The organism is Rhizobium sp. 05N49, from assembly GCF_056396805.1.
On record NZ_JBFTME010000002.1, the window covers coordinates 591,361 to 610,415 of the forward strand.

Below are 19,055 nucleotides of genomic sequence, written 5' to 3' on the forward strand. Positions count from 1 at the left end.
AAAGCCAGAATCATCCTACTTTATCTATATTCGCGAGAGTGGAGTGGTGGTCGAATCACCGCATGGAAGGCCACAAAAGTAAATCCCCAGAAGTCGGAGATGGTGATTTGCGGTGGTTGGCTTACCCTTAAGTGATTCGAAATGGGATTCGCGTGGGGCATGTGTTTGAATCCTTTTCCTAAAACAGAACTTCTTTGCGAGAATCGATAGTTTCTCAGCCGCAGGTCACTGCTAATGGATATGGACACATTTCAGGCGAATAGAGGCGAGAAGCAAATGGCGAACTTCGTCGGCGCCAATGTGCCGGATCTTCTGCCGCGCCACGAGCTGATCAATCGTCTGCGCATCATCGCCGAAACCGGCAAGTTGCAAGCCGGCTTGCAGGCGCTGACAGAATATGTCGGTGCCATGCATTATCTGATGGCGCGCTGTGACCTCATCCAGGAAAGCGGTTTGGACTTTATCGTGTCGTCCGACTGGCCTTTCGATCTGGTGAAGGAGGTCGCCAATGACCTGGTATCCGGCTATGCGCGCTCGACCGAATTCGAAAAATGCATGCAGGTGCTGCAGCCGGGCTTCGCGCTTTTGCCCGACAGCGTTGAAGTGCCACACGGCGCAAGCCGGCAATATTGTTCTCTGACCTTCAATGTCGGCCGATCTCGGTTGGCATTGATGTTCCTGTTCAGGGAAGGTTTCGTGCTTTCGCCGGAACGTCTCCGGGACGTGGGCCTTCTTGCAGGCTATTTCGCAAGCTTCCTTCGGTGCGGGGGCACGAAGGTCGATCGCGATTTCGAGCTGACGGAGCGGGAGCTGGAATGTCTCTTCTGGATCGCGGAAGGCAAGACAAGCGACGAGATCGCCATGATCCTCGGTATCTCCCGGAATACGATCAATAACTATATAACCAGCGTGATGCGCAAGACTGCAACGAAGACGCGTTCCGAGGCGATAGCCTTCGCCGTTCGCAACAATCTCGTTTGAGGGGAATTATGGGGCATCAACCAGGCAGGGCGATAGGCAATACGGACCAGATGCGCATGGTGCGCGTGAACAGGATTTCCAGCCGGTCTGACCTTTTTCCGCGCCTGATTGCCATGCAGAAGCTCGCGGATGCGCAAGGTTTCGCTGTCTTTCGTGTCACAGGTTCCGGCGTGCCGGCAAAGCAGCGACTGATCTGCGAGCTGGAAAACTGGGGTCCCTCGAATGCCGGCTTCGGCAAGGCCTTCGTCGATGCCCATGGCGAGGCTTTGCTCGATCACATCGATCGTTCGCTGCTGCCGCTGTTCTGGGCGGGCAGCCATGATCGCGCGGCTCCGGGTCCTGCCGACTTCTCACCTTTCATGGTGAGGCTGAAAGACGGGGTGGTTCCTTTCTCCGGTCTTGCCTTTCCGGTGCGTCTCGGCGCTATCGGCAACGGCTTCGTGCTCTTCACGGGCGACGATCTCGATCCCCTGAGCGACACGATCATCGAGCTGCACGGCCGATGCTGCAATGTCATGATGGACCTGCTGTCCCTTGACGAACGTCGTGCGGCGGCAACGGAAGCGCTGAGCGAGCGTGAGATCGCCTGCCTTCAGCTTGCCGGCGACGGCCGTATCAGCGAAGAAATCGCCGACAAGCTCGGCCTTTCCGTCCACACGGTGAACGCCTATCTCGGCTCGGCCACCATCAAGCTTGATTCGGTCAACCGTATCCAGGCGATCGCCAAGGCGATCCGGCTCGGCTACATCAGCTAAAGAACGGCAAAGCCCGGCGCCTTGCGGGCCGGGCCTGATATTCCCAAGCGTAAACTGCTTTAGCCGGCGAGCGCCTGTGGCTTTGCCACGATATAGCGCGCTTCGTGCAGGCTTCTTTGCAGAAAAGCCGTGTTTGCGTCCGGATCGCTGGAAGCGTTCTGGAAGGAAATATGATTGATCTCGATACCGGCATGGTCCTCGGCCAGCGTCAGCTGCGCATAGACGGTCACGCCGCGCGGCTTGATTTCCAGATCGAGCACGACTTCGGGCTTGCCGCCCCATTCCAGCGTATAGTTTCCCCCCAGGCCGAAATTGACGGTGCCGGGATGGAAAAACAGTTCCGCTGCGGAGGCGACGAGGTCGGCGAGATTGCCGTAATACTCGAAACGCAGCAGAGAAATCAGATCGGATGCGTCCAGAAGCCTGAGCTCGGTTGCGACCGGGCTGATTGCTTCTGCAAGGATTTTTTCACGCTGGGCAGAGTAGGGGCATTTTTTCATTCGACTTATCTTACCCGTTTGTTCTTGGCCTCCGCGGCGTAAACCCGGTGAATGAGTTCCGCGACGGCCTTATAGAAGACTGACGGTATGACACTATCCACCGAGACTTGCGCAAACATGGAGCGTGCGAGAGGTGGATCCTCGAACACGGGAATGCTGTTCTCTTCGGCGATCTCTCTGATTTTCAACGCAATAAGGTCCTGGCCCTTGGCCAGGACGACCGGCGCATCGTTTTCCTCGCGCACGTAGCGCAGCGCCACGGCATAGTGCGTCGGGTTGGCGATGACGAGGGTGGCGCGCTGAACGCTAGCGATCATGCGCCGGCGGGCGCGGTCACGCATGACGGAGCGCTGTCTGCTCTTGACGAACGGGTCGCCCTGCGACTGCTTGTTTTCTTCCTTCACCTCGTGCTTCGTCATCTTCAGTTCGGTGAACCAGTGGTAGCGCGTCCAGAACACGTCGGCGATGGCGACGATGGCGGTGGCGATCAGCATCACGATGATGATCTTGCGCATGGCCGTCATCATGCGAACCATGATCGTCTGCGGGTCGGAGAACATCGCATCGATCGAGCCGAAATATTCGCTTCTAAGGACGAAGAAGAGAATCACTCCGACGACGACCACTTTGAACAGCGACTTGCCGAATTCGACGAGCCCCTGGACGCTGAAGAGCCGCGACCATCCCTTGACGGGCGAAATACGCGAAGCCTGAGGACGGATGCGTTCGAGAACCGGTGTTGGCAGGTTCTGGAAGACGGACGAGGCGATACCGAACACTATGAACATGATGAAGGCCGGGGCAAGAAGCGCCGCAACGGCCCAGCCGAGCTTCACAAAGAGCGAGATGACGTCAGGTCCGGTTTCGATCTTCCACTGGTCTGGCTGCTCGAAGATGTCGCGCAGGGTCTCGGCCATGTGCGACGTTGCGCTGGGAAGGAAGAAGACGAGGTAGATGAAGGTCGCGAGAATCGTCGTGAAGATCGAAATTTCACGCGAGTGGGGGGTATTACCTTTTTCGGCAGCATCAGACCGCTTTTTCGCGGTAGGGGCTTCTGTTTTGCTGTCCTTGTCTTCATCGGCCAAGTCTGCGGCCCTCCGTCAAAGAAAAAGGCCGCTGCTAAAGCGCGGCCCGTTTCCAGGAAGGGTAGACGTGTGCGTCTTGTCGATCAACCGCCGCCTTGCCGGCCAGTCGAATTGTCAACAGCTGCGATGATTTAGGCGGCCGCCGGACCGCCTTCCTTTTCCTTGAGCTCGATCTGGCCGGCATTGGCCAGGCGAATCGCTTCCTGCGCCACGGCGCGCCGTGCAATCGCGATCTCGCGCGGGTTGACGCCGGCCATGCCGCTTTGAAGATCCGATTCGATCATGCGGCGCTGGCGCGGACTGATGGAAGAAAGAACCGATTCGCGGATTTCCGCCGATGCACCACGCAAGGCGACTGTGAGGACGTCGGTCGAGATGTCGTTGAGCAGCATGACGCGGCTGCGCTGCGGCATGAACATAAGATCTTCGAAAAGGAAGATCTTCGGACGAACCTTGTTGACCGCTTCGCGATTGATCGATTCGAGCGAGGTGAGCAGCGTATCGACCTGCGGCTTGTCCATCTCGTTCATCAGGTCGGCGACCTTGGTGGAGCCCGATGCGTTGCGTTCTGCGTCGATCTCGGCAAGCAGCGTCATCACCTGGTTTTCGATGATTTGTGCAGCCTTCGGGCTGACACTCTTCATGTTGACCGTACGGTTCATGATGTCGGCACGACGGTTGTCGGGAAGCTGCAGCAATACCTTCGCGCCGAAGGACGAGGGCATCATGGATAGGATATACGCAACGGTCTGGGGGTGTTCGCGCAACAGGAACTGGGCGACGAAAGCAGGTTCCGCCTCGGCCAGACGATCCCAGATGGAGGTTTCGTAGGCTTGGAAAGCGGTGCGGCGGCCGAGAAGGCTGTCGACTTCGTCAGGGGTCAGCCCTTCCTCGAGGATGGCCTCGATCGCCTTGGCGTTGTCCATCAGACCCGCGCCTTCGGTGAAGAGATCTTCGAATTCGCTGACGAGCTGGAGGAGCTCGTCAGGCGGGATGGCACGAAGCGCCTGGGCAGATCCGATAATGGTCTGCAACTCGGCCTGCGTAAAATATTTCAGCAGCCGGCCGGCGACCCCCTTCCCCATAGCGAGAAGAACTGCCGCCGCCTTTTCAGCCTGGGTCAACGGTTTCCCGGCAAGTGCGCCGCCGAAATCGTCAAAGTCCATCATGGTCTAACCTCTCCGTCCCACACAGGGATCAGGCTTTTTTCGTGCTCAAAACTTCTATCAGTTTTACACCGAATCGCGTGTCGTCGTTATCAAGAACCGTAATCTCGCCGCGTGCAATCCTGCGGCCGTTCACCATTATTTCGACCGGCTCGCCGATCTTCTTGTCGAGCGCGATAGTGGCACCCTCGGTGAGGTTCATCAGGCCGGAAACCTGCATGCGGCTCGTCCCGAGCACGATCTGGACATCGATCGGAATGTCCATGATCAGGTCGAAGTTCGAGTTCAGCGCGCTGCCGAGCGGTGCCGGAGCGGACTGGAAGGAATTGCCGCCGAAGCTCGGCGCAGCGTCGAGGCTGGGAAAGCCTGCTGCACCGGTGCCGGCAGCATCGTCGCCGAAATCGCCGCCCCCGAAATCGCTTCCTGCGAAATCGGCACCGCCGAAGGATGTTTCGCCGGCATCACCGCCGAATGGCGAGAGGTCCGTTCCTGCTGCGAAAGCATCGTTCTGCAGGTCGTCGCCGAACTGCGGAAAGTCGCCGTCCGTATCTTTCTTCAACACGCCGCGCAGATCGTCGATAGCCTGATCCAGATCGGCTTCATTGCCCGGCATGTCCAGGGAGAGGTCACTATTCTGCTGTGTCTTCTTCGTAGCCATGAAATCACTATTCCAGTTGAAACTTGCCTCAAACTGCCTTTGTGGCGCTGAGAGCGAGAGAACCGATTAATTCATTAAGTGCCGGATCAGCTCGTCATCCGAATTCATGGTGTCTTTCACGCGCACCATGTAGTTGTCGCCTGAACGCCCGAACTCGCACACATACAATTCCCGGCTGTTGGCGCTGACTTCAACGCGCACGTCGCCACTGTCCCGGAAAGGAATGACATCGCCAGCCATCAGCTTGGAAATCGTCCGTAATGTCAGGTCCTGGAGATGGATCTTCGCTTCGAGGGTGACCTGCGAGCGGCGAACCTGGTCGCCGATCTGCTCGGTGAACTCGGGCGATTTGCTGGGCTGCTTCTTCGGCTTCGGGGCCGAAACCGTCGTCTTGAGCAGTGCCGTCTGCGGCACGATCAGGCTGAATTCGGAAACGATGCCGGCAAGCGTGATCGACATGTTGATCGCAGCGGCAAATTCGTCGGTGCGATCTTCCGGCGGACGCACACGGGCCTCATGCGCGAAGGGCGCCGAGAGGCTGGGCTCGAATCCGCCCGGCGCATTCACGGCCGAGCGCAGCACCTTGGATATCTTGTCGAACACCATGCCGGCGAGATCGAGTTCGATAATGGAGAGAAGCCGGTCGGCCGGCTCCTCGATCGTTTCGGCAGTGGCCCCAAGCAGGTGCTCCATCAGGGTGATGATGAAACCGTTGCCACAGCCGATGGTGATGTTCTGCGACCAATTGCGCAGCGTCGCATCGACGAGCGTCATGTTGGTGCTGAGATCGTCGATCAGGTGATTCTTGTAGCCGATCTCGCAGCCAAGATAGCCGACTGTCACATCGAGGCCGGTTTCGCTTTTCAGAACGTCGGGAAAGAATTCGCTGTATATGTCGCCGAAGGAACTGCAGAGCTTGGCAACCCTGCCCCTGTCGCCGAGACCGCCGGTCAATTTGGCAAGAAGGGCGGGATCCATTGTCTGGTTGTCATGCGAAGCATTGCTCATAGTCATTTAAGCTGCCTTGTTTTCGCCACCTGGGTTCATCATTTCCTGTTCCACTGCGTCGATCGACGGGCGCTCATACGCCGAGATCGTCTTGCGGCCGTATTCGAGGGCGACCTGCGGCACCGAGCCGTTCATGTAGGCAAGCAGGGTCTGCTTGACGACAACGTAGAGGCGGTGCTGCTTGGAGCGGACGACCTTGATCTGGGAGACCAGCGGGGAGCAGACGCAGTAGGAAAGCAGAATGCCGAGGAATGTGCCGACGAGTGCCGAACCGATGAGGTGGCCGAGCACTTCCGGCGAGTCATTGATATGCGCCATGGCCTTGATGACGCCGAGAACCGCCGCGACGATACCGATGGCGGGGAACGAATCGCCCATGATCTGGATCGCGTGGTAAGGCTTCATCTTGTCATGAAGGATGGTGTTGATTTCTTCGTCCATCAGCGCCTCGATCTCGTGGGAGCGGGCATTGCCGATGATGATCAGGCGCACGTAGTCGCAGATGAAGGCCGTCAGTTCCTTGTTCTTCAGAACTGTCGGAGCCTGCTGGAAGATCGTCGATTCAGCCGGGTTGTCGATATGCGCTTCGATTTCGTTGCGCGATTTCGTACGCAGGTCGCGCATCAGCGAATAGAGCACACCGAGCGTGTCGAGGTAGTTGCGCTCCTTGGGAACGGAGTGCTTGAAGGCTTCGCCGAGCGCCTTGCCGGAGTCCTTCACCACCTTCATGGGGTTCGCCATGATGAAGCTGCCGAGGCCGGCGCCGCCGATGATCAGGAATTCGAAGGGCTGAAAAAGAGCATCGACTTCGCCGCCCATGGCCATGAAGCTACCGACGATACAGCCGCAGACAACTACAAATCCGATAATAATATTCATCGTCAGCCCAATCTGAACGTTGCTTTTCTTTGCGACGGATAGGATTTGTGCCTTGCGTGAGGCTGATGAATGCCGTTTTGGCGTATGCATTTGCGCTGCCAGTTTCGCGCAAGGATTTGCCTTCATATTGAACGTGACGAGTGGGCCTATGCGCGCCCATGTCTGAGATGCCGCTCAGCGGAACCCGTGGCCGAACGAAAAGGAGCCCGGTGTTTCGTCCCGTTTATCGCCAATGTGGAGCTTACCGACATGCAATCCGGTCTTTACGTTTCCCTGTCGTCCCAGATGGCTCTCGAAAAACGCCTGACGACGATCGCCGACAATATGGCCAACGTGAATACGACCGGTTTTCGTGGCACCGAGGTAAAGTTCGACGAAATGATGGCGAACAACGAGAACAAGACGAACACCAAGGTCGCCTTCGTCTCCCAGGGCAACGACTACATGGACACTTCCCATGGTGAGATGCAGCACACCGGCAACATGCTCGATTTCGCCATCAAGGGCGATGCCTGGTTCTCTCTCGACACACCGGCGGGCCGCGTTCTGACAAGGGACGGCCGCTTCACGATGYGCGATACCGGCGAACTGGTTTCCACCCGCGGCTATCCGGTTCTCGATGCGGGTGGTGCGCCCATCGTCCTCAACACAGCCGGCGGCGAACCGAAGGTCGGCACCGACGGCATCATCTACCAGAACGACCGCCAGGTCGGTTCGCTTGGCCTTTTCGAAGCGGATCTCAACAAGGGTTTCCTGCGCTACGAAAATAGCGGCGTCATGACGACAGAGCAGCCGCGTGCCGTCGTCGATCGCTTCGATGTCGGTGTCGAGCAGGGCTACCTCGAGAATTCCAACGTCAATGCGATGCATGAGATGACGCAGTTGATCGAAGTGAACCGCGCTTTCGAAAGCGTCTCGTCCCTGATGCGCGACAGCGAAGATTCCTTCAAGGAAGCGGTTCAGACGCTGGGCGGTAGCCGCTAAGGCAGGGCGTGAAGCATGAACACCACGCTGTTGACCGAAGACGCACTCTCGCCGAAGCTGACGCATCTCGGCGCCCTTGCAGAACGCTATGCCTCGCCAGAATTCTCGGTGACGCATGGCGGCCGCGTTCATACGATCGCAGCCGGTCACTATACCGTGCGCGGCCTTTCGAGGTATGTGCGTCTTGGCGAGTTCGTCGCCCATAAATCCGCGACGGGCATACATCTCGGCGAAGTTGTCCGGGTAGAGCCGGATCTGATCTATGTCTGCCCGATCGAACCGGGCGAGCCGATCGGCATCCATGACGTCGTCATCCGCAAGGGTGCCTTCCGCATCTCCCCGTCGGACAGTTGGTGTGGTCGCACCATCAATTCCCTCTGCGAGCCGATCGACGGGCTCGGCCCGATCACCGAAGGCCTGGACCGCCGGTCGATCTCGAATACTGCGCCGCCTTCGATGACGCGCCAGCGCGTCGAAAAAGGGTTCAAGACCGGCGTGCGCGCGATCGATATTTTCTCGCCGCTCTGCCTCGGCCAGCGTCTCGGCATCTTCGCCGGTTCCGGCGTCGGCAAATCGACACTGCTGTCGATGCTGGCTCGTGCCGACGCTTTCGATAAGGTGGTGATCGCGCTGGTCGGCGAACGTGGTCGTGAAGTCCGCGAATTCATCGAGGATACGCTCGGCAGCGACATGAAGAAGGCGATTGCGGTCGTTGCCACCAGTGACGAGAGCCCGATGCTGCGCAAGATGGCGCCGCTGACGGCCGTAACCATCGCCGAGCACTTCCGCGACAAGGGTGAAAACGTCCTCTTCATCGTCGACAGCGTTACGCGCTTTGCCCATGCAATCCGCGAAGTCGCGACCGCCTCCGGTGAGCCGCCGATTGCGCGCGGCTATCCGGCCTCCGTCTTTACCGAGCTGCCGCGTCTTCTGGAGCGCGCCGGTCCCGGTGCGGAAGGTGCGGGCACCATCACCGCGATCATTTCCATCCTTGTTGATGGCGACAATCATAACGATCCGATCGCCGACTCCACGCGCGGTATTCTGGATGGTCATATCGTTCTGCAGCGAAGCCTGGCGGAGGAGGGGCGCTACCCGCCGATCGATCCACTCGCATCCATCTCGCGTCTTGCCCGCAAGGCCTGGACCCCGGATCAGGAGAAGCTGGTTTCGCGCCTCAAGGTGCTGATCCATCGGTTTGAGGAAACGCGCGACCTGCGTCTTATCGGCGGCTACCGTCCGGGCGCTGATGCCGATCTCGACATGGCGGTCAGGCAGGTGCCGATCATCTATGACGTCCTGAAACAGTCTCCCGGAGACCGAGAATCGCTCGATGCGTTTGCGGATCTTGCCGGTGCTCTGAAGGCCGCCGCCGGCGTGCCCACTCCGAGTGCGCCTATTCAAAGGAGGGCCTGATCATGGCCGATTTCGAAGACGAACGGATAGCCGCACTGAAAGAGCGCAACAAAGGCGTGCTGCTCGACCGCGCGCTGACCTTTTTGGGTCTGGCGCTTGCCGGTGCGTCCGCCTTCTTCCCCTGGTACGTCTTCTTCAACGAGGACAAGTTCGGCATCAACGTCGCCGACAGCAATGCCTCCCGCGATTTGCCGGACTGGCCGGCGCGCAACGTCTTCAGCGTGTCGCCGCTCGCCATGGTCAACAAGAACGATGAGGGCAAGAAAGTCCCGCCGATCGACAATTTGACGACGGCAACCGTTTCCGAGCTCGGCAAGGAGCGCAACGGCGACGCCTTGATGGAGGACCAGCCTTTCCCCGGCAAGGGTTCTTTCCGTTTGCTGCACGTGGCCAACGGCCGGGCCCTCATCGAGGATCCCTCCGGCATGTATGTCGTGCGCGTCGGCTCGATCCTGCCTGACGAAAGCCGCCTTGCCACATTGGAACAGCGCGATGGCAAGTGGGTGATCGTTACCTCCAAGGGTGAGATCTACCAGAACAACTGAAGCATGCCGCGCAAAACCGGGCAGCGGTTCTGCGACAAAGACGTGCGAAATCAAAGCCTGAAGTGTTGGTGGCGAACCCTGAGGATCGTGACACGCTTCAGTTCAGACAAAAGGTGAATCGCTGCAGGCCCGTGTCGGAGAAACGGTCGGGCGACGGTTGGTCGATGTCTGCAAGTAACCTCGAGCAATGGCCTGCAAATCCTGCATTTACCGTAAGTCCCACGCAAGATTACCGCCCTAGGTTCGGCCTAGTAAAAACGGAGAGTTCTCATGCAACCGATTCAACTTTTCGACTTGGCTTCAAAGCAGGCGGAATGGCTGACGATCCGTCAGGAGGTTGTTGCCGGCAACATCGCGAATGCAAATACGCCGAAGTTTCGTGCAAAGGATGTGACGCCTTTCCAGGCCGTGCTCGACCAGTCGGACGTGACCATGGCGCGCACCAATCCGATGCATCTGAGCGGCAACGATTTCAGCACGAGCGGCGATATCGACGTCAAGGACGCCGCGCTCGATCAGGAAATCGGTGTCCAGGAATCCGGCAACACCGTTGGTATCGCCGAAGAACTCTCCAAGTCGGGCGAGATCAAGCGTCAGTATGACCTGAACACCTCGCTCGTCAGTTCCTTTCATCGAATGATGTTGATGACGGTAAGGAAGTAGACGGATGGATCCGCTTTCAGCAGCAATGAAAATCGCAGGCTCCGGGCTCGAATCGCAGTCGACACGTCTGCGTATCGTCTCGGAAAACATCGCCAACGCCCGTTCGACCGGCGACACGCCGGGTGCCGATCCCTATCGCCGCAAGACGATCACCTTCGGCCAGCAGCTCGATCGCACCAGCGGCGTCGAGACTGTCAACGTCAAGAAGATCGGGACCGACGAAGGCGATTTCACCAAGGAATACGACCCGAGCAACCCTGCTGCGGATGACAAGGGCATCGTCAAGATGCCGAACGTCAATATCCTCATCGAGATGGCCGACATGCGTGAAGCCAACCGCTCGTATGACGCCAATCTGCAGACGATCAAGCAGACTCGCGACCTTATCTCCTCGACGATCGATCTCCTGAAGAGCGGACAATAATGATCAGCAGCGTACAGAATGTCAGCAATCTTTCGATGACCCGCGCCCTCGGCGCCATCGATACCGAAAATTCCGCCTCCTCCACGACTGCGGCCTCGTCTGCTGCGGCCGGTGCATCCGGCGGCCTGAGCTTTGCTTCCGTCATGGGCAACATGGCGACCCAAGCCGTCAGCAGCCTGAAGGGTGCGGAAAACATGTCCTTCGCCGGCATCAAGGGCACGGCTTCCACGCGCGAAGTCGTCGATTCGATGCTGCAGGCGGAACAGACCCTCCAGACGGCAATCGCCATTCGTGACAAGGTCGTTTCGGCCTTCCTCGAAGTCACCAAGATGCAGATGTAACTGATTTGAGGACGAACACATGAGAGCGCTCGCCATCGCAGCAACGGGCATGGATGCCCAGCAGACCAACCTGGAAGTCATCGCGAACAACATCGCGAACATCAATACGACCGGTTTCAAGCGCGCCCGCGCAGAATTCACCGACCTTCTCTACCAGACGGAGCGCGCCAAGGGTGTCGCCAACCGCGCCAACCAGGCCATCGTGCCGGAAGGTGCCAATATCGGCCTCGGCGTTCAGACCTCCGCCGTTCGCAATCTGCATCTCCAGGGTGAACTGACCCAGACCGGTAACGACCTCGACGTCGCAATCGTCGGCAAGGGTTTCTTCCAGATCCAGTCGACCGATGGCACGACGCTCTATTCCCGCGCCGGTGCGCTGAACAAGAACGACCAGGGCCAGTTGGTCAACATCGACGGTTATGAGGTCATCCCGGGCATCACCATCCCGCAGGGTTCCACCGAACTGACGATCAGCCGCTCCGGCGAAGTGACCGCCAAGCTGCCCGGCCAGACCGATCCGACGACGCTCGGTCAGATCACGCTTGCCGACTTCGTCAACGAGGCCGGCCTGAAGCCGATCGGAGACAACCTCTTCCAGGAAACCCCGGCATCCGGCGATGCCGTCATCGGCAATCCCGATGAAGACAACATGGGCTACCTCAAGCAGGGCTACCTGGAATCGTCGAACGTCGACCCGGTGAAAGAAATCACCGAACTGATCTCGGCCCAGCGCGCCTATGAAATGAACTCCAAGGTGATCACCACCGCTGACGAAATGGCATCCATCGTCAGCAAGAACCTGAAGTAAGAGGGAAGGGCCGAACATGATGTTTCGCCGGGCAGGATACGTCCAGGGATGGGTGGCTGCGGCCACGATCGCAATCGCCGGCATGTTCGTGCCGGTCGCAGCGGATGCCGGCATGGGTTATGCCGTCGTCCCGACGACGATCATTTACCCCGGCGACACGATTTCGAACTCTCAGCTTCAGGAAGTCGAGGTCACCAATCCCAACCTCGCCGGAGACTACGCAAAGTCCATTTCCCAGGTCGAGGGGTTCGTTTCCAAGCGCACGCTCCTGCCGGGCCGGACGATTTCGATCTCCGCCCTGCGCGAACCCTATACCGTGACGCGCGGTTCCAACATCCGCCTGGTCTTCCAGCTCGGCCAGATGACCATTTCCGCTGCCGGTTCGCCCCTTGAAGATGGTGCGACCGGCCAGATGATCCGTGCACGCAATATGGACTCCGGCGTCATCGTCAGCGGCACCGTGCTCGCCGATGGTACGGTCCATGTGAGGGCAAAATGAGTTTCTTCTTTCGTATTCTGAGCCTGGTTGCGGTTCTGGCGATGAGCCTGACCGATGTCGCGCCTGCCTGGGCGTTGACGTCCCGCATCAAGGATATTGCCTCGCTGCAGGCCGGCCGTGACAACCAGCTTATCGGTTATGGCCTTATCGTTGGTCTGCAGGGCACAGGCGACGGCTTCCGTGCTTCGCCCTTCACCGAGCAGTCCATGCGCGCGATGCTGCAGAACCTCGGCATTTCCACCCAGGGCAGCCAGTCGAATGCCAAGAATACGGCGGCTGTCATGGTCACTGCCAACCTGCCGCCCTTCGCAAGCCCCGGCAGCCGGATCGACGTGACGGTCAGCTCGCTCGGCGACGCGACGTCGCTGCGCGGCGGTACGCTCGTCATGACGTCGCTCTCGGGCGCCGACGGCCAGATCTATGCCGTCGCCCAGGGTGCAGCAATCGTCAACGGCTTCCAGGCCCAGGGACAGGCGGCGACCGTGACCGAAGGTGTGACGACGGCCGGCCGCGTGCCAGGCGGTGCCATCATCGAACGCGAGCTGCCATCCCGCTTCAAGGATTCGGTCAATCTGGTCCTGCAGCTGCGCAACCCCGACTTCTCCACCGCGATCCGCATCGCCGATATCGTCAATGGTTATGCCAAGGCCCGCTTCGGCGGCCCGGTCGCGGAAGCCAAGGATTCGCAGGAAGTCGTCATCGAGAAGCCGCGTGAGGCAGACCTCACGCGCCTGATGGCCGATATCGAAAATCTCGTGGTCGAAACCGACACGCCGGCCAAGGTGGTCATCAACGAACGCACCGGCACGATCGTCATCGGCTCGGATGTCCGCGTCTCGCCGGTCGCCGTCAGCTATGGGACTTTGACCGTGCAAGTGACCGAAACGCCGCAGATCATCCAGCCGGAGCCGTTCTCTCGCGGCGAGACGGCTGTCCAGCCGCAGACGGATATCCAGGCCCAGAAAACGGGCGGCCGGGTTGCGATCATCGACGGTCCTGACCTGCGCACCCTCGTTGCCGGTCTCAACAATATCGGCGTCAAACCGGATGGCATCATCGCCATTCTCCAGGGCATCAAGTCTGCAGGCGCCCTGCAAGCGGAGCTTGTGCTGCAATGATCAAGGTCAAGAGCGAGAATCCTGTCGTCCAGCTGTTGCGCCGGCTGTCCTTGCCGGCCGCCGGCCTCGTACTACTTTCCATTCCCGGCGCCTTCGCCCAGGAAGTGGCGCCGGCAGGCGACATCACCTCGACGGACGAGGTCAAGCAGTTCTGCACGAATATCGCCGATCCGGCTCGCGATCAGCGCTATCTCCTGCAGAAGCAGGAGCTCGAAAAGCTGCGCGCCGATATCGACAGCCGCGTTGCCGAAATGGACAGGCGCAAGGCCGAATACCAGGACTGGCTGAAGCGGCGCGACGATTTCCTCAAGCAGGCCGAGGCCGGCCTGACGGACATCTATAAGAAGATGAAGCCGGATGCGGCAGCCCTTCAACTGCAGGACGTCAAGCCAGAACTGGCCGCAGCCGTCATCATGCGGCTTGGGCCGCGCCAATCCAGCCTGATCCTGAACGAGATGGATTCCACCAAGGCTGCCAACATCGCCAGCATCATCGCAAGTGCATCTGATCCCAATACCTCGAAGGATCCTTCATGAATAAGCGTTTACCGGCTGTGATCGCCGCTGTTGCCCTCCTTGCTGGCTGCCAATCCACGGCAGTCAACGAGATCGGCCGCGCGCCTTCCATGAGCCCGATCGGCAGCGGTCTTGCCTATGGCCAAACGCCGCAGATGGCGCTTTATCCGAAGCAACCGCGCGCGGTTGCGCAGGGCTATTCGCTGTGGAGCGATTCTCAGGCCGCGCTCTTCAAGGATGCGCGCGCGCTCAACGTCGGCGATATCCTGACGGTCGATATCCAGATCAACGACAAGGGCTCCTTCGACAACGAGACCAACCGCAGCCGCAAGAATTCAAGCGGGATGAACTGGGACGTCAACGCGCAGGTCTTCGGCTGGACGCCACAGTCCAAGACGGATCTGACCTACGGTTCCGACACGAGCACGGACGGCAAGGGCAAGATCGAGCGCACCGACAAGCTCAACCTGTTGGTGGCGGCGGTCGTTACCGGCATCCTCGAAAACGGCAACCTGGTCATCAGCGGCTCGCAGGAAGTGCGCCTGAATCAGGAACTGCGCATCCTTAACGTCGCCGGTATCGTACGTCCGCAGGACGTCAATTCCGACAACCAGATCTCGTATGACAAGATCGCCGAAGCCCGCATTTCCTACGGTGGCCGCGGCCGCCTGATGGAAGTGCAGCAGCCGCCGCGCGGCCAGCAGGCCGTCGATCTCTTCTCGCCGCTTTGAGGCTGAACCAAAATGGCAGACAACGAAACGGACGAAGGCAAAAAGAAGAAGTCGGGCACGGTGATGACGATCATCGGCATTGCCGTCCTGACGCTTGTCGGCGCCGGCGGCGGCTGGGCGGTCGGCAACATGGTAGCGCCGAACATCCGCAGCGCCACCGAGGCCGAACAGGCGAAGGAGGCCGAGGCCAAGAAGAAGGCCGAGGGCGGCCTTCCGAAAATCGCCACGGAAGCCAACAACATCGTCGTGCTGGACCCGGTCACCTCGAACCTGGCTTACCCCTCGGAAAACTGGATCCGACTCGAGGTGGCGCTGATGTTCAACGGGCCGCCGGATGTCAAGGTCGCCGAGGATATTCACCAGGATATCCTCGCTTATATCAGGACCATTTCCCTTCAGCAGATCGAAGGGCCGCGGGGCTTTCAATATCTCAAGGATGACATCCAGGAACGTGTTGACCTTCGCTCTCAAGGGCGCGTATCGAAGGTCATGTTCAGGACCTTTGTCATCGAATGATTCGACTCATAGTTTTCCTTGCCGCCATGATGGCGGTGCCGGAACTGGCGGTAGCACAGCAGCTTCCGACTGATCTGTTGAATATCCCGGTCGACGGCTCCGCCGCCGCCTGGATCATCAGGACATTTGGCCTTCTGACCGTGCTTTCGGTCGCGCCGGGCATCCTCATCATGGTGACGAGCTTCCCGCGCTTCATCATCGCCTTTTCGATCCTGCGTACGGGCATGGGCCTGTCTTCGACCCCGTCGAACATGATCCTTCTCTCGCTCTCGCTGTTCATGACCTTCTACGTCATGTCGCCGACCTTCGATAAGGCCTGGCAGGACGGCGTCCAGCCGCTGCTTGCAAACCAGATCGATGAATCAACGGCGGTTCAACGCATCGCCGAACCGTTCCGCACGTTCATGTCTGCCAATACGCGTGAAAAGGATCTCGCGCTCTTTGCCGACCTAGCCCGCGAGCGCGGCCAGAATATCCAGACGACAGACCCGATCGACTACCGCATCCTGCTGCCTGCCTTCATGATCTCGGAGATCCGGCGCGGTTTCGAAATCGGCTTCCTCATCGTCCTGCCCTTCCTCGTCATCGATCTGATCGTTGCGACGATCACCATGGCCATGGGTATGATGATGCTGCCGCCGACCTCGATCTCGCTGCCATTCAAGATTCTCTTCTTCGTGCTGATCGACGGCTGGAACCTCCTGGTCGGAAGTCTGGTGCGCTCCTTCAGCTGACGGGCAAGGTCAGGCTCCCAGTCAGTTTGCCGCATTCCCTTTCTCACAAACACGAAGCCCGCCGGATCGCTCCGGCGGGCTTCGTGTTTGCAATGACGATGGCCTCAGTCTTTCGAGCCGAAAGGCTCGGTGCGCGACGGTAGGGCGGGAACGTCGATGTGGTCGGGGGTGAGGCCGTTTTTCCGCCGCTCGATGATCAGCTCGTAGCCGCGCTCGAGATGATGGCAGAAACGTTCCGCATCGAAGAGCGGCGCGATGTAGCGCTTGTCCCTCAGATGGTTCTTGTAGCCCGCGACACGTTCCGGATTGAGCGCGAGCTCGACGGCGAGATCCTCGTAGGCACCGAGATCGTCGGCGACGAGTTCCGGCAGATCGATTGCCTTCAGCAGGCTTTCGCTGACGCGTGAGGCGAAGTTCGTGCCCTTCATCGTCAGAACAGGAAGGCCGCCCCAGAGCTGTTCCGAGGTGGTCGTGTGTCCATTGACAGGGAATGTATCGATGCCGAGATCGGCCGCCTGCTGACGGCTTATATGCACTTCATAGGGCGCACGCGGGCAGAAGATGATCCGTTTCGCCGAGATACCATTGGCCTGGAAGCGCGCCAGCAGATTGTCCTTGTTGCGGGACGTATTTGCCATCAGCCAGAGCACGCTGTCGGGCGCACGCTTGAGGATCCTGGACCAGCTGTCGACGACCTCGGAGGTGATCTTTCGGTTGCCGTTGAACGAGGCGAAGATGAAGGCATCTTCTGGGAGGCCCAGCTCTGCCCGCGTGACAGGCTGCGGCCGCGGGCGGTTTGCCGGATCGTTCGGCTGGTAGCTTTCCGGCATGCGCAGGAATTTCTCGTGATAGAAAGGCTTGGCGACGTCAGGCAGCACCGAGTGATCGCCAATGACGTAGTCGAGATCGATATTGACCGTGCTGCCGGGAAAGCCCAGCCAGGCGACCTGGATCGGCGCCAGCGGCTGATTGAAGGACGATGCGCGGCTTCCCGAGGTGTGGCCCTTGAGGTCGACCATGATGTCGATGTTCTCGGCGCGAACGGCATTCAGGACAGCGGCGTCCGACAGGCCGTATGTGTTGACGATCTTGCCCCAGCGGCTGCGATCGGCGACGTTCTTCTCCAGAAACTCGGGCTGGGTGTGATCGAAGAGCGTGATTTCGAACCGATTGCGATCATGAAGCTCGAGAACCCGCTGTAGCAGCTTCATCGTCGCGTGACCGTCCCACAAGTCCGAGGACATGTAGCCGATGCGGATCTTGTCGGACCAGGTATGCGGCAGACCGCGTCGATAATCCACGCGCACCGGGTCCAGCGGCTGCGTGCCGATCGTCGCGTAGCGATTGAAATCCTCGTCGCCGCACCAATGCAGATGATAGAACGGGTTGTCCTTCCTCAGCGTGTCGATGTCGCCCTTGGCAAGGGCAGCGTCGATAGGCGCCTGATGTTTGTTCGCCTCATCGAATTCGTTGAATTCGCGCACGCAGACGAGATACAGAAAACGGAAGGCGAGGTTGCCYGGGAAGCGCCGGAAGAGGTTGCGGGCGAGCTGCTGGTTCGTCTCGTCCATGAGGTCGTCGTTAAGCAGCAGCGCGGCAAGGCGCATATGATCCGGGTTCATGCTCTCGGACAGGATTTTCTTGAACGGGCGCAGCAGATCCCGCCGCTGCCGGCGTACATAGATCGTCGAGATAATGAATGCGAGTTCGGCATCTTCCTGAGCCTTGCCGAGATTGCGCATCGCGATCAGCAGGGCGTCGTCGTCGTTGCCGGCTTCCAGGTGGAGTTTGGCGGCAGTCTTCAGGAATTCGAACCCGCCTTGCCCGGCGCAGTCGGCTGCGAGGCCATAGGCCTTGGCTGCATCGGACTTGAAGCCCAGTTGCAACAGGTTCTTGGCGAGGAGGGCGTAGGTCTTGGCGTCCTTCTGAGTGTCGATGAGCTGGTTGAGCGTCGCCAGAGATTGTGTATAGCGGCCCGCCTGATAGTCGCGGGATGCCGCCGAGAACGAAACTTTGCTGTTCAAAACCTAACTCCGTGAGGAAATGTTCCGGCATGAAATGGTGATCGACGGGCGCGCAATCGGACGGTCCCGCTAAAAGCAGGTTGCCCGACGATACTATCCCGGCTTCTGCCATACTGGCATTCGAAGCTTGCTTGAAACCGGTGCAGTCGCACACCCGCTTTCCGGGAAAGCTGCTTCCTGGAAGACAAATTCAAGTAACATTAACCATGGAATTGAAGCGACTTGGCCGACCCCTCGGCTTTTAAGAAGTTGGCAAGTATTGGCTGCGAGATTGCCCTCGACATGACGGGTTTGGGCCAAGAGATAAAGGCACCGAGTGGCATGAAGCTGGTCCGTCATCGCCGGTATTTATAGTCCGGTATGTCCTCCTTTTTGTATCTAGTTTTTCTAGGGGACACACTTATGACGAGCATTAACACGAACACTTCCGCCCAGGCCGCTCTCCAGACGCTGCGTAACGTCAACCAGGGCCTCAACACCACGCAGAACCACGTTTCGACGGGTTACCGCGTTGGCAAGGCTTCCGACAACGCTGCTTACTGGTCGATCGCAACGACCATGCGTTCGGACAACAAGGCTCTCGGCGCTGTTTCGGACGCCCTCGGCCTCGGTGCTGCAAAGGTTGACACTGCCTACACCGCCATGGACAGCGCTATCGACGTCGTCGGCGAAATCAAGGCCAAGATCGTTGCCGCTACCGAAAAC

23 protein-coding genes are annotated in these 19,055 nt (G+C 59.2%); 16 read left to right on the plus strand and 7 right to left on the minus strand.

Annotated elements, in window-relative coordinates:
• Positions 1–234: 234 nt before the first annotated feature.
• The gene (gene visN, locus AC1DF8_RS07140) at positions 235–981 is read left to right on the plus strand and encodes a transcriptional regulator VisN (protein WP_112541537.1); all 747 of its coding nucleotides are present in this window, start codon (positions 235–237) and stop codon (positions 979–981) included.
• Between the two features lie 8 nt (positions 982–989).
• Positions 990–1,736, plus strand: a complete 747-nt coding sequence (gene visR / locus AC1DF8_RS07145; protein ID WP_112541536.1) for a transcriptional regulator VisR — start codon at positions 990–992, stop codon at positions 1,734–1,736.
• Between the two features lie 59 nt (positions 1,737–1,795).
• Here the strand turns inward: visR and AC1DF8_RS07150 are convergent, their stop codons facing one another.
• The 6 genes from AC1DF8_RS07150 to motA all read right to left on the minus strand — a co-directional run bounded on the left by AC1DF8_RS07150 (position 1,796) and on the right by motA (position 7,032).
• Positions 1,796–2,236 (minus strand): hypothetical protein, encoded by a 441-nt coding sequence (locus AC1DF8_RS07150; RefSeq protein WP_112541535.1) that lies wholly within the window; start codon positions 2,234–2,236, stop codon positions 1,796–1,798.
• 5 nt (positions 2,237–2,241) lie between these two features.
• Positions 2,242–3,321 carry a flagellar biosynthesis protein FlhB gene (gene flhB, locus AC1DF8_RS07155; RefSeq protein WP_112969855.1) on the minus strand — a complete coding sequence of 360 codons (1,080 nt, stop codon included), beginning with the start codon at positions 3,319–3,321 and terminating at the stop codon, positions 2,242–2,244.
• 131 nt (positions 3,322–3,452) lie between these two features.
• On the minus strand, positions 3,453–4,490 hold the full coding sequence (gene fliG / locus AC1DF8_RS07160) for a flagellar motor switch protein FliG (RefSeq protein ID WP_112969854.1): 1,038 nt from the start codon (positions 4,488–4,490) through the stop codon (positions 3,453–3,455).
• A gap of 28 nt (positions 4,491–4,518) precedes the next feature.
• Positions 4,519–5,145 (minus strand): flagellar motor switch protein FliN, encoded by a 627-nt coding sequence (gene fliN, locus AC1DF8_RS07165; protein WP_112541532.1) that lies wholly within the window; start codon positions 5,143–5,145, stop codon positions 4,519–4,521.
• Positions 5,146–5,211: 66 nt separating this feature from the next.
• Positions 5,212–6,159: a FliM/FliN family flagellar motor switch protein gene (locus tag AC1DF8_RS07170; RefSeq protein ID WP_112541531.1), complete on the minus strand. Its 948-nt coding sequence runs from the start codon at positions 6,157–6,159 to the stop codon at positions 5,212–5,214.
• Entirely contained in the window at positions 6,160–7,032 is an 873-nt protein-coding gene (motA, locus tag AC1DF8_RS07175; protein WP_037071050.1) for a flagellar motor stator protein MotA, read from the minus strand. It lies immediately after the preceding gene.
• A gap of 249 nt (positions 7,033–7,281) precedes the next feature.
• On the opposite strand from motA, the gene flgF reads away from it, so the two are divergent.
• From flgF to fliP, 13 genes are all read left to right on the plus strand, one after another.
• Positions 7,282–8,016, plus strand: coding sequence for a flagellar basal-body rod protein FlgF (gene flgF, locus AC1DF8_RS07180; protein ID WP_477995463.1), 735 nt, complete (start codon positions 7,282–7,284; stop codon positions 8,014–8,016).
• Between the two features lie 15 nt (positions 8,017–8,031).
• Positions 8,032–9,432 (plus strand): flagellar protein export ATPase FliI, encoded by a 1,401-nt coding sequence (fliI, locus tag AC1DF8_RS07185; protein ID WP_113012949.1) that lies wholly within the window; start codon positions 8,032–8,034, stop codon positions 9,430–9,432.
• 2 nt (positions 9,433–9,434) lie between these two features.
• Positions 9,435–9,977, plus strand: coding sequence for a flagellar protein (locus AC1DF8_RS07190; protein ID WP_112541529.1), 543 nt, complete (start codon positions 9,435–9,437; stop codon positions 9,975–9,977).
• 270 nt (positions 9,978–10,247) lie between these two features.
• Entirely contained in the window at positions 10,248–10,640 is a 393-nt protein-coding gene (gene flgB, locus AC1DF8_RS07195; protein WP_112541528.1) for a flagellar basal body rod protein FlgB, read from the plus strand.
• A 4-nt stretch (positions 10,641–10,644) separates the two neighbouring features.
• A complete protein-coding gene (flgC, locus tag AC1DF8_RS07200) occupies positions 10,645–11,064 on the plus strand; it encodes a flagellar basal body rod protein FlgC (RefSeq protein WP_112541527.1) in 420 nt (139 codons plus the stop codon).
• The gene (gene fliE, locus AC1DF8_RS07205; RefSeq protein ID WP_112541526.1) at positions 11,064–11,405 is read left to right on the plus strand and encodes a flagellar hook-basal body complex protein FliE; all 342 of its coding nucleotides are present in this window, start codon (positions 11,064–11,066) and stop codon (positions 11,403–11,405) included. The genes flgC and fliE overlap by 1 nt, the downstream gene beginning before the upstream one ends.
• A gap of 19 nt (positions 11,406–11,424) precedes the next feature.
• Positions 11,425–12,213, plus strand: coding sequence for a flagellar basal-body rod protein FlgG (flgG, locus tag AC1DF8_RS07210; protein WP_112541525.1), 789 nt, complete (start codon positions 11,425–11,427; stop codon positions 12,211–12,213).
• A 16-nt stretch (positions 12,214–12,229) separates the two neighbouring features.
• Positions 12,230–12,712 (plus strand): flagellar basal body P-ring formation chaperone FlgA, encoded by a 483-nt coding sequence (flgA, locus tag AC1DF8_RS07215; protein WP_112541524.1) that lies wholly within the window; start codon positions 12,230–12,232, stop codon positions 12,710–12,712.
• Positions 12,709–13,830, plus strand: coding sequence for a flagellar basal body P-ring protein FlgI (locus AC1DF8_RS07220; RefSeq protein WP_112541523.1), 1,122 nt, complete (start codon positions 12,709–12,711; stop codon positions 13,828–13,830). Before flgA ends, AC1DF8_RS07220 begins: the two co-directional genes overlap by 4 nt.
• Complete coding sequence (locus AC1DF8_RS07225) at positions 13,827–14,366, plus strand: MotE family protein (RefSeq protein WP_112541522.1); 540 nt, start codon at positions 13,827–13,829, stop codon at positions 14,364–14,366. The genes AC1DF8_RS07220 and AC1DF8_RS07225 overlap by 4 nt, the downstream gene beginning before the upstream one ends.
• Positions 14,363–15,076, plus strand: a complete 714-nt coding sequence (gene flgH, locus AC1DF8_RS07230; RefSeq protein WP_112541521.1) for a flagellar basal body L-ring protein FlgH — start codon at positions 14,363–14,365, stop codon at positions 15,074–15,076. Before AC1DF8_RS07225 ends, flgH begins: the two co-directional genes overlap by 4 nt.
• Positions 15,077–15,088: 12 nt before the next feature.
• Entirely contained in the window at positions 15,089–15,592 is a 504-nt protein-coding gene (locus AC1DF8_RS07235) for a flagellar basal body-associated FliL family protein (RefSeq protein WP_112541520.1), read from the plus strand.
• The gene (gene fliP, locus AC1DF8_RS07240; protein WP_477995468.1) at positions 15,589–16,326 is read left to right on the plus strand and encodes a flagellar type III secretion system pore protein FliP; all 738 of its coding nucleotides are present in this window, start codon (positions 15,589–15,591) and stop codon (positions 16,324–16,326) included. The genes AC1DF8_RS07235 and fliP overlap by 4 nt, the downstream gene beginning before the upstream one ends.
• Before the next feature lie 104 nt (positions 16,327–16,430).
• Here fliP and AC1DF8_RS07245 read toward each other — a convergent pair whose 3' ends face one another.
• Positions 16,431–18,350 carry an O-linked N-acetylglucosamine transferase, SPINDLY family protein gene (locus AC1DF8_RS07245; RefSeq protein WP_477995470.1) on the minus strand — a complete coding sequence of 640 codons (1,920 nt, stop codon included), beginning with the start codon at positions 18,348–18,350 and terminating at the stop codon, positions 16,431–16,433.
• 402 nt (positions 18,351–18,752) lie between these two features.
• On the opposite strand from AC1DF8_RS07245, the gene AC1DF8_RS07250 reads away from it, so the two are divergent.
• Positions 18,753–19,055, plus strand: a 303-nt coding sequence (locus AC1DF8_RS07250; RefSeq protein WP_477995472.1) for a flagellin N-terminal helical domain-containing protein, incomplete at its 3' end; no start/stop codon positions are given.

What these genes read in the sequence shown, in the direction of transcription:
- AC1DF8_RS07190 (WP_112541529.1), top strand. Translation starts at nt 9,435, where the DNA reads ATGGCCGATTTCGAAGACGAACGGATAGCCGCACTGAAAGAGCGCAAC.
- fliI (WP_113012949.1), top strand. Translation starts at nt 8,032, where the DNA reads ATGAACACCACGCTGTTGACCGAAGACGCACTCTCGCCGAAGCTGACG.
- flgB (WP_112541528.1), top strand. Translation starts at nt 10,248, where the DNA reads ATGCAACCGATTCAACTTTTCGACTTGGCTTCAAAGCAGGCGGAATGG.
- AC1DF8_RS07220 (WP_112541523.1), top strand. Translation starts at nt 12,709, where the DNA reads ATGAGTTTCTTCTTTCGTATTCTGAGCCTGGTTGCGGTTCTGGCGATG.
- flgG (WP_112541525.1), top strand. Translation starts at nt 11,425, where the DNA reads ATGAGAGCGCTCGCCATCGCAGCAACGGGCATGGATGCCCAGCAGACC.
- visR (WP_112541536.1), top strand. Translation starts at nt 990, where the DNA reads ATGGGGCATCAACCAGGCAGGGCGATAGGCAATACGGACCAGATGCGC.
- AC1DF8_RS07235 (WP_112541520.1), top strand. Translation starts at nt 15,089, where the DNA reads ATGGCAGACAACGAAACGGACGAAGGCAAAAAGAAGAAGTCGGGCACG.
- visN (WP_112541537.1), top strand. Translation starts at nt 235, where the DNA reads ATGGATATGGACACATTTCAGGCGAATAGAGGCGAGAAGCAAATGGCG.
- motA (WP_037071050.1), bottom strand. Translation starts at nt 7,032, where the DNA reads ATGAATATTATTATCGGATTTGTAGTTGTCTGCGGCTGTATCGTCGGT.
- AC1DF8_RS07150 (WP_112541535.1), bottom strand. Translation starts at nt 2,236, where the DNA reads ATGAAAAAATGCCCCTACTCTGCCCAGCGTGAAAAAATCCTTGCAGAA.
- flgH (WP_112541521.1), top strand. Translation starts at nt 14,363, where the DNA reads ATGAATAAGCGTTTACCGGCTGTGATCGCCGCTGTTGCCCTCCTTGCT.
- AC1DF8_RS07225 (WP_112541522.1), top strand. Translation starts at nt 13,827, where the DNA reads ATGATCAAGGTCAAGAGCGAGAATCCTGTCGTCCAGCTGTTGCGCCGG.
- fliP (WP_477995468.1), top strand. Translation starts at nt 15,589, where the DNA reads ATGATTCGACTCATAGTTTTCCTTGCCGCCATGATGGCGGTGCCGGAA.
- flgC (WP_112541527.1), top strand. Translation starts at nt 10,645, where the DNA reads ATGGATCCGCTTTCAGCAGCAATGAAAATCGCAGGCTCCGGGCTCGAA.
- fliE (WP_112541526.1), top strand. Translation starts at nt 11,064, where the DNA reads ATGATCAGCAGCGTACAGAATGTCAGCAATCTTTCGATGACCCGCGCC.
- fliN (WP_112541532.1), bottom strand. Translation starts at nt 5,145, where the DNA reads ATGGCTACGAAGAAGACACAGCAGAATAGTGACCTCTCCCTGGACATG.
- AC1DF8_RS07170 (WP_112541531.1), bottom strand. Translation starts at nt 6,159, where the DNA reads ATGACTATGAGCAATGCTTCGCATGACAACCAGACAATGGATCCCGCC.
- fliG (WP_112969854.1), bottom strand. Translation starts at nt 4,490, where the DNA reads ATGATGGACTTTGACGATTTCGGCGGCGCACTTGCCGGGAAACCGTTG.
- flgA (WP_112541524.1), top strand. Translation starts at nt 12,230, where the DNA reads ATGATGTTTCGCCGGGCAGGATACGTCCAGGGATGGGTGGCTGCGGCC.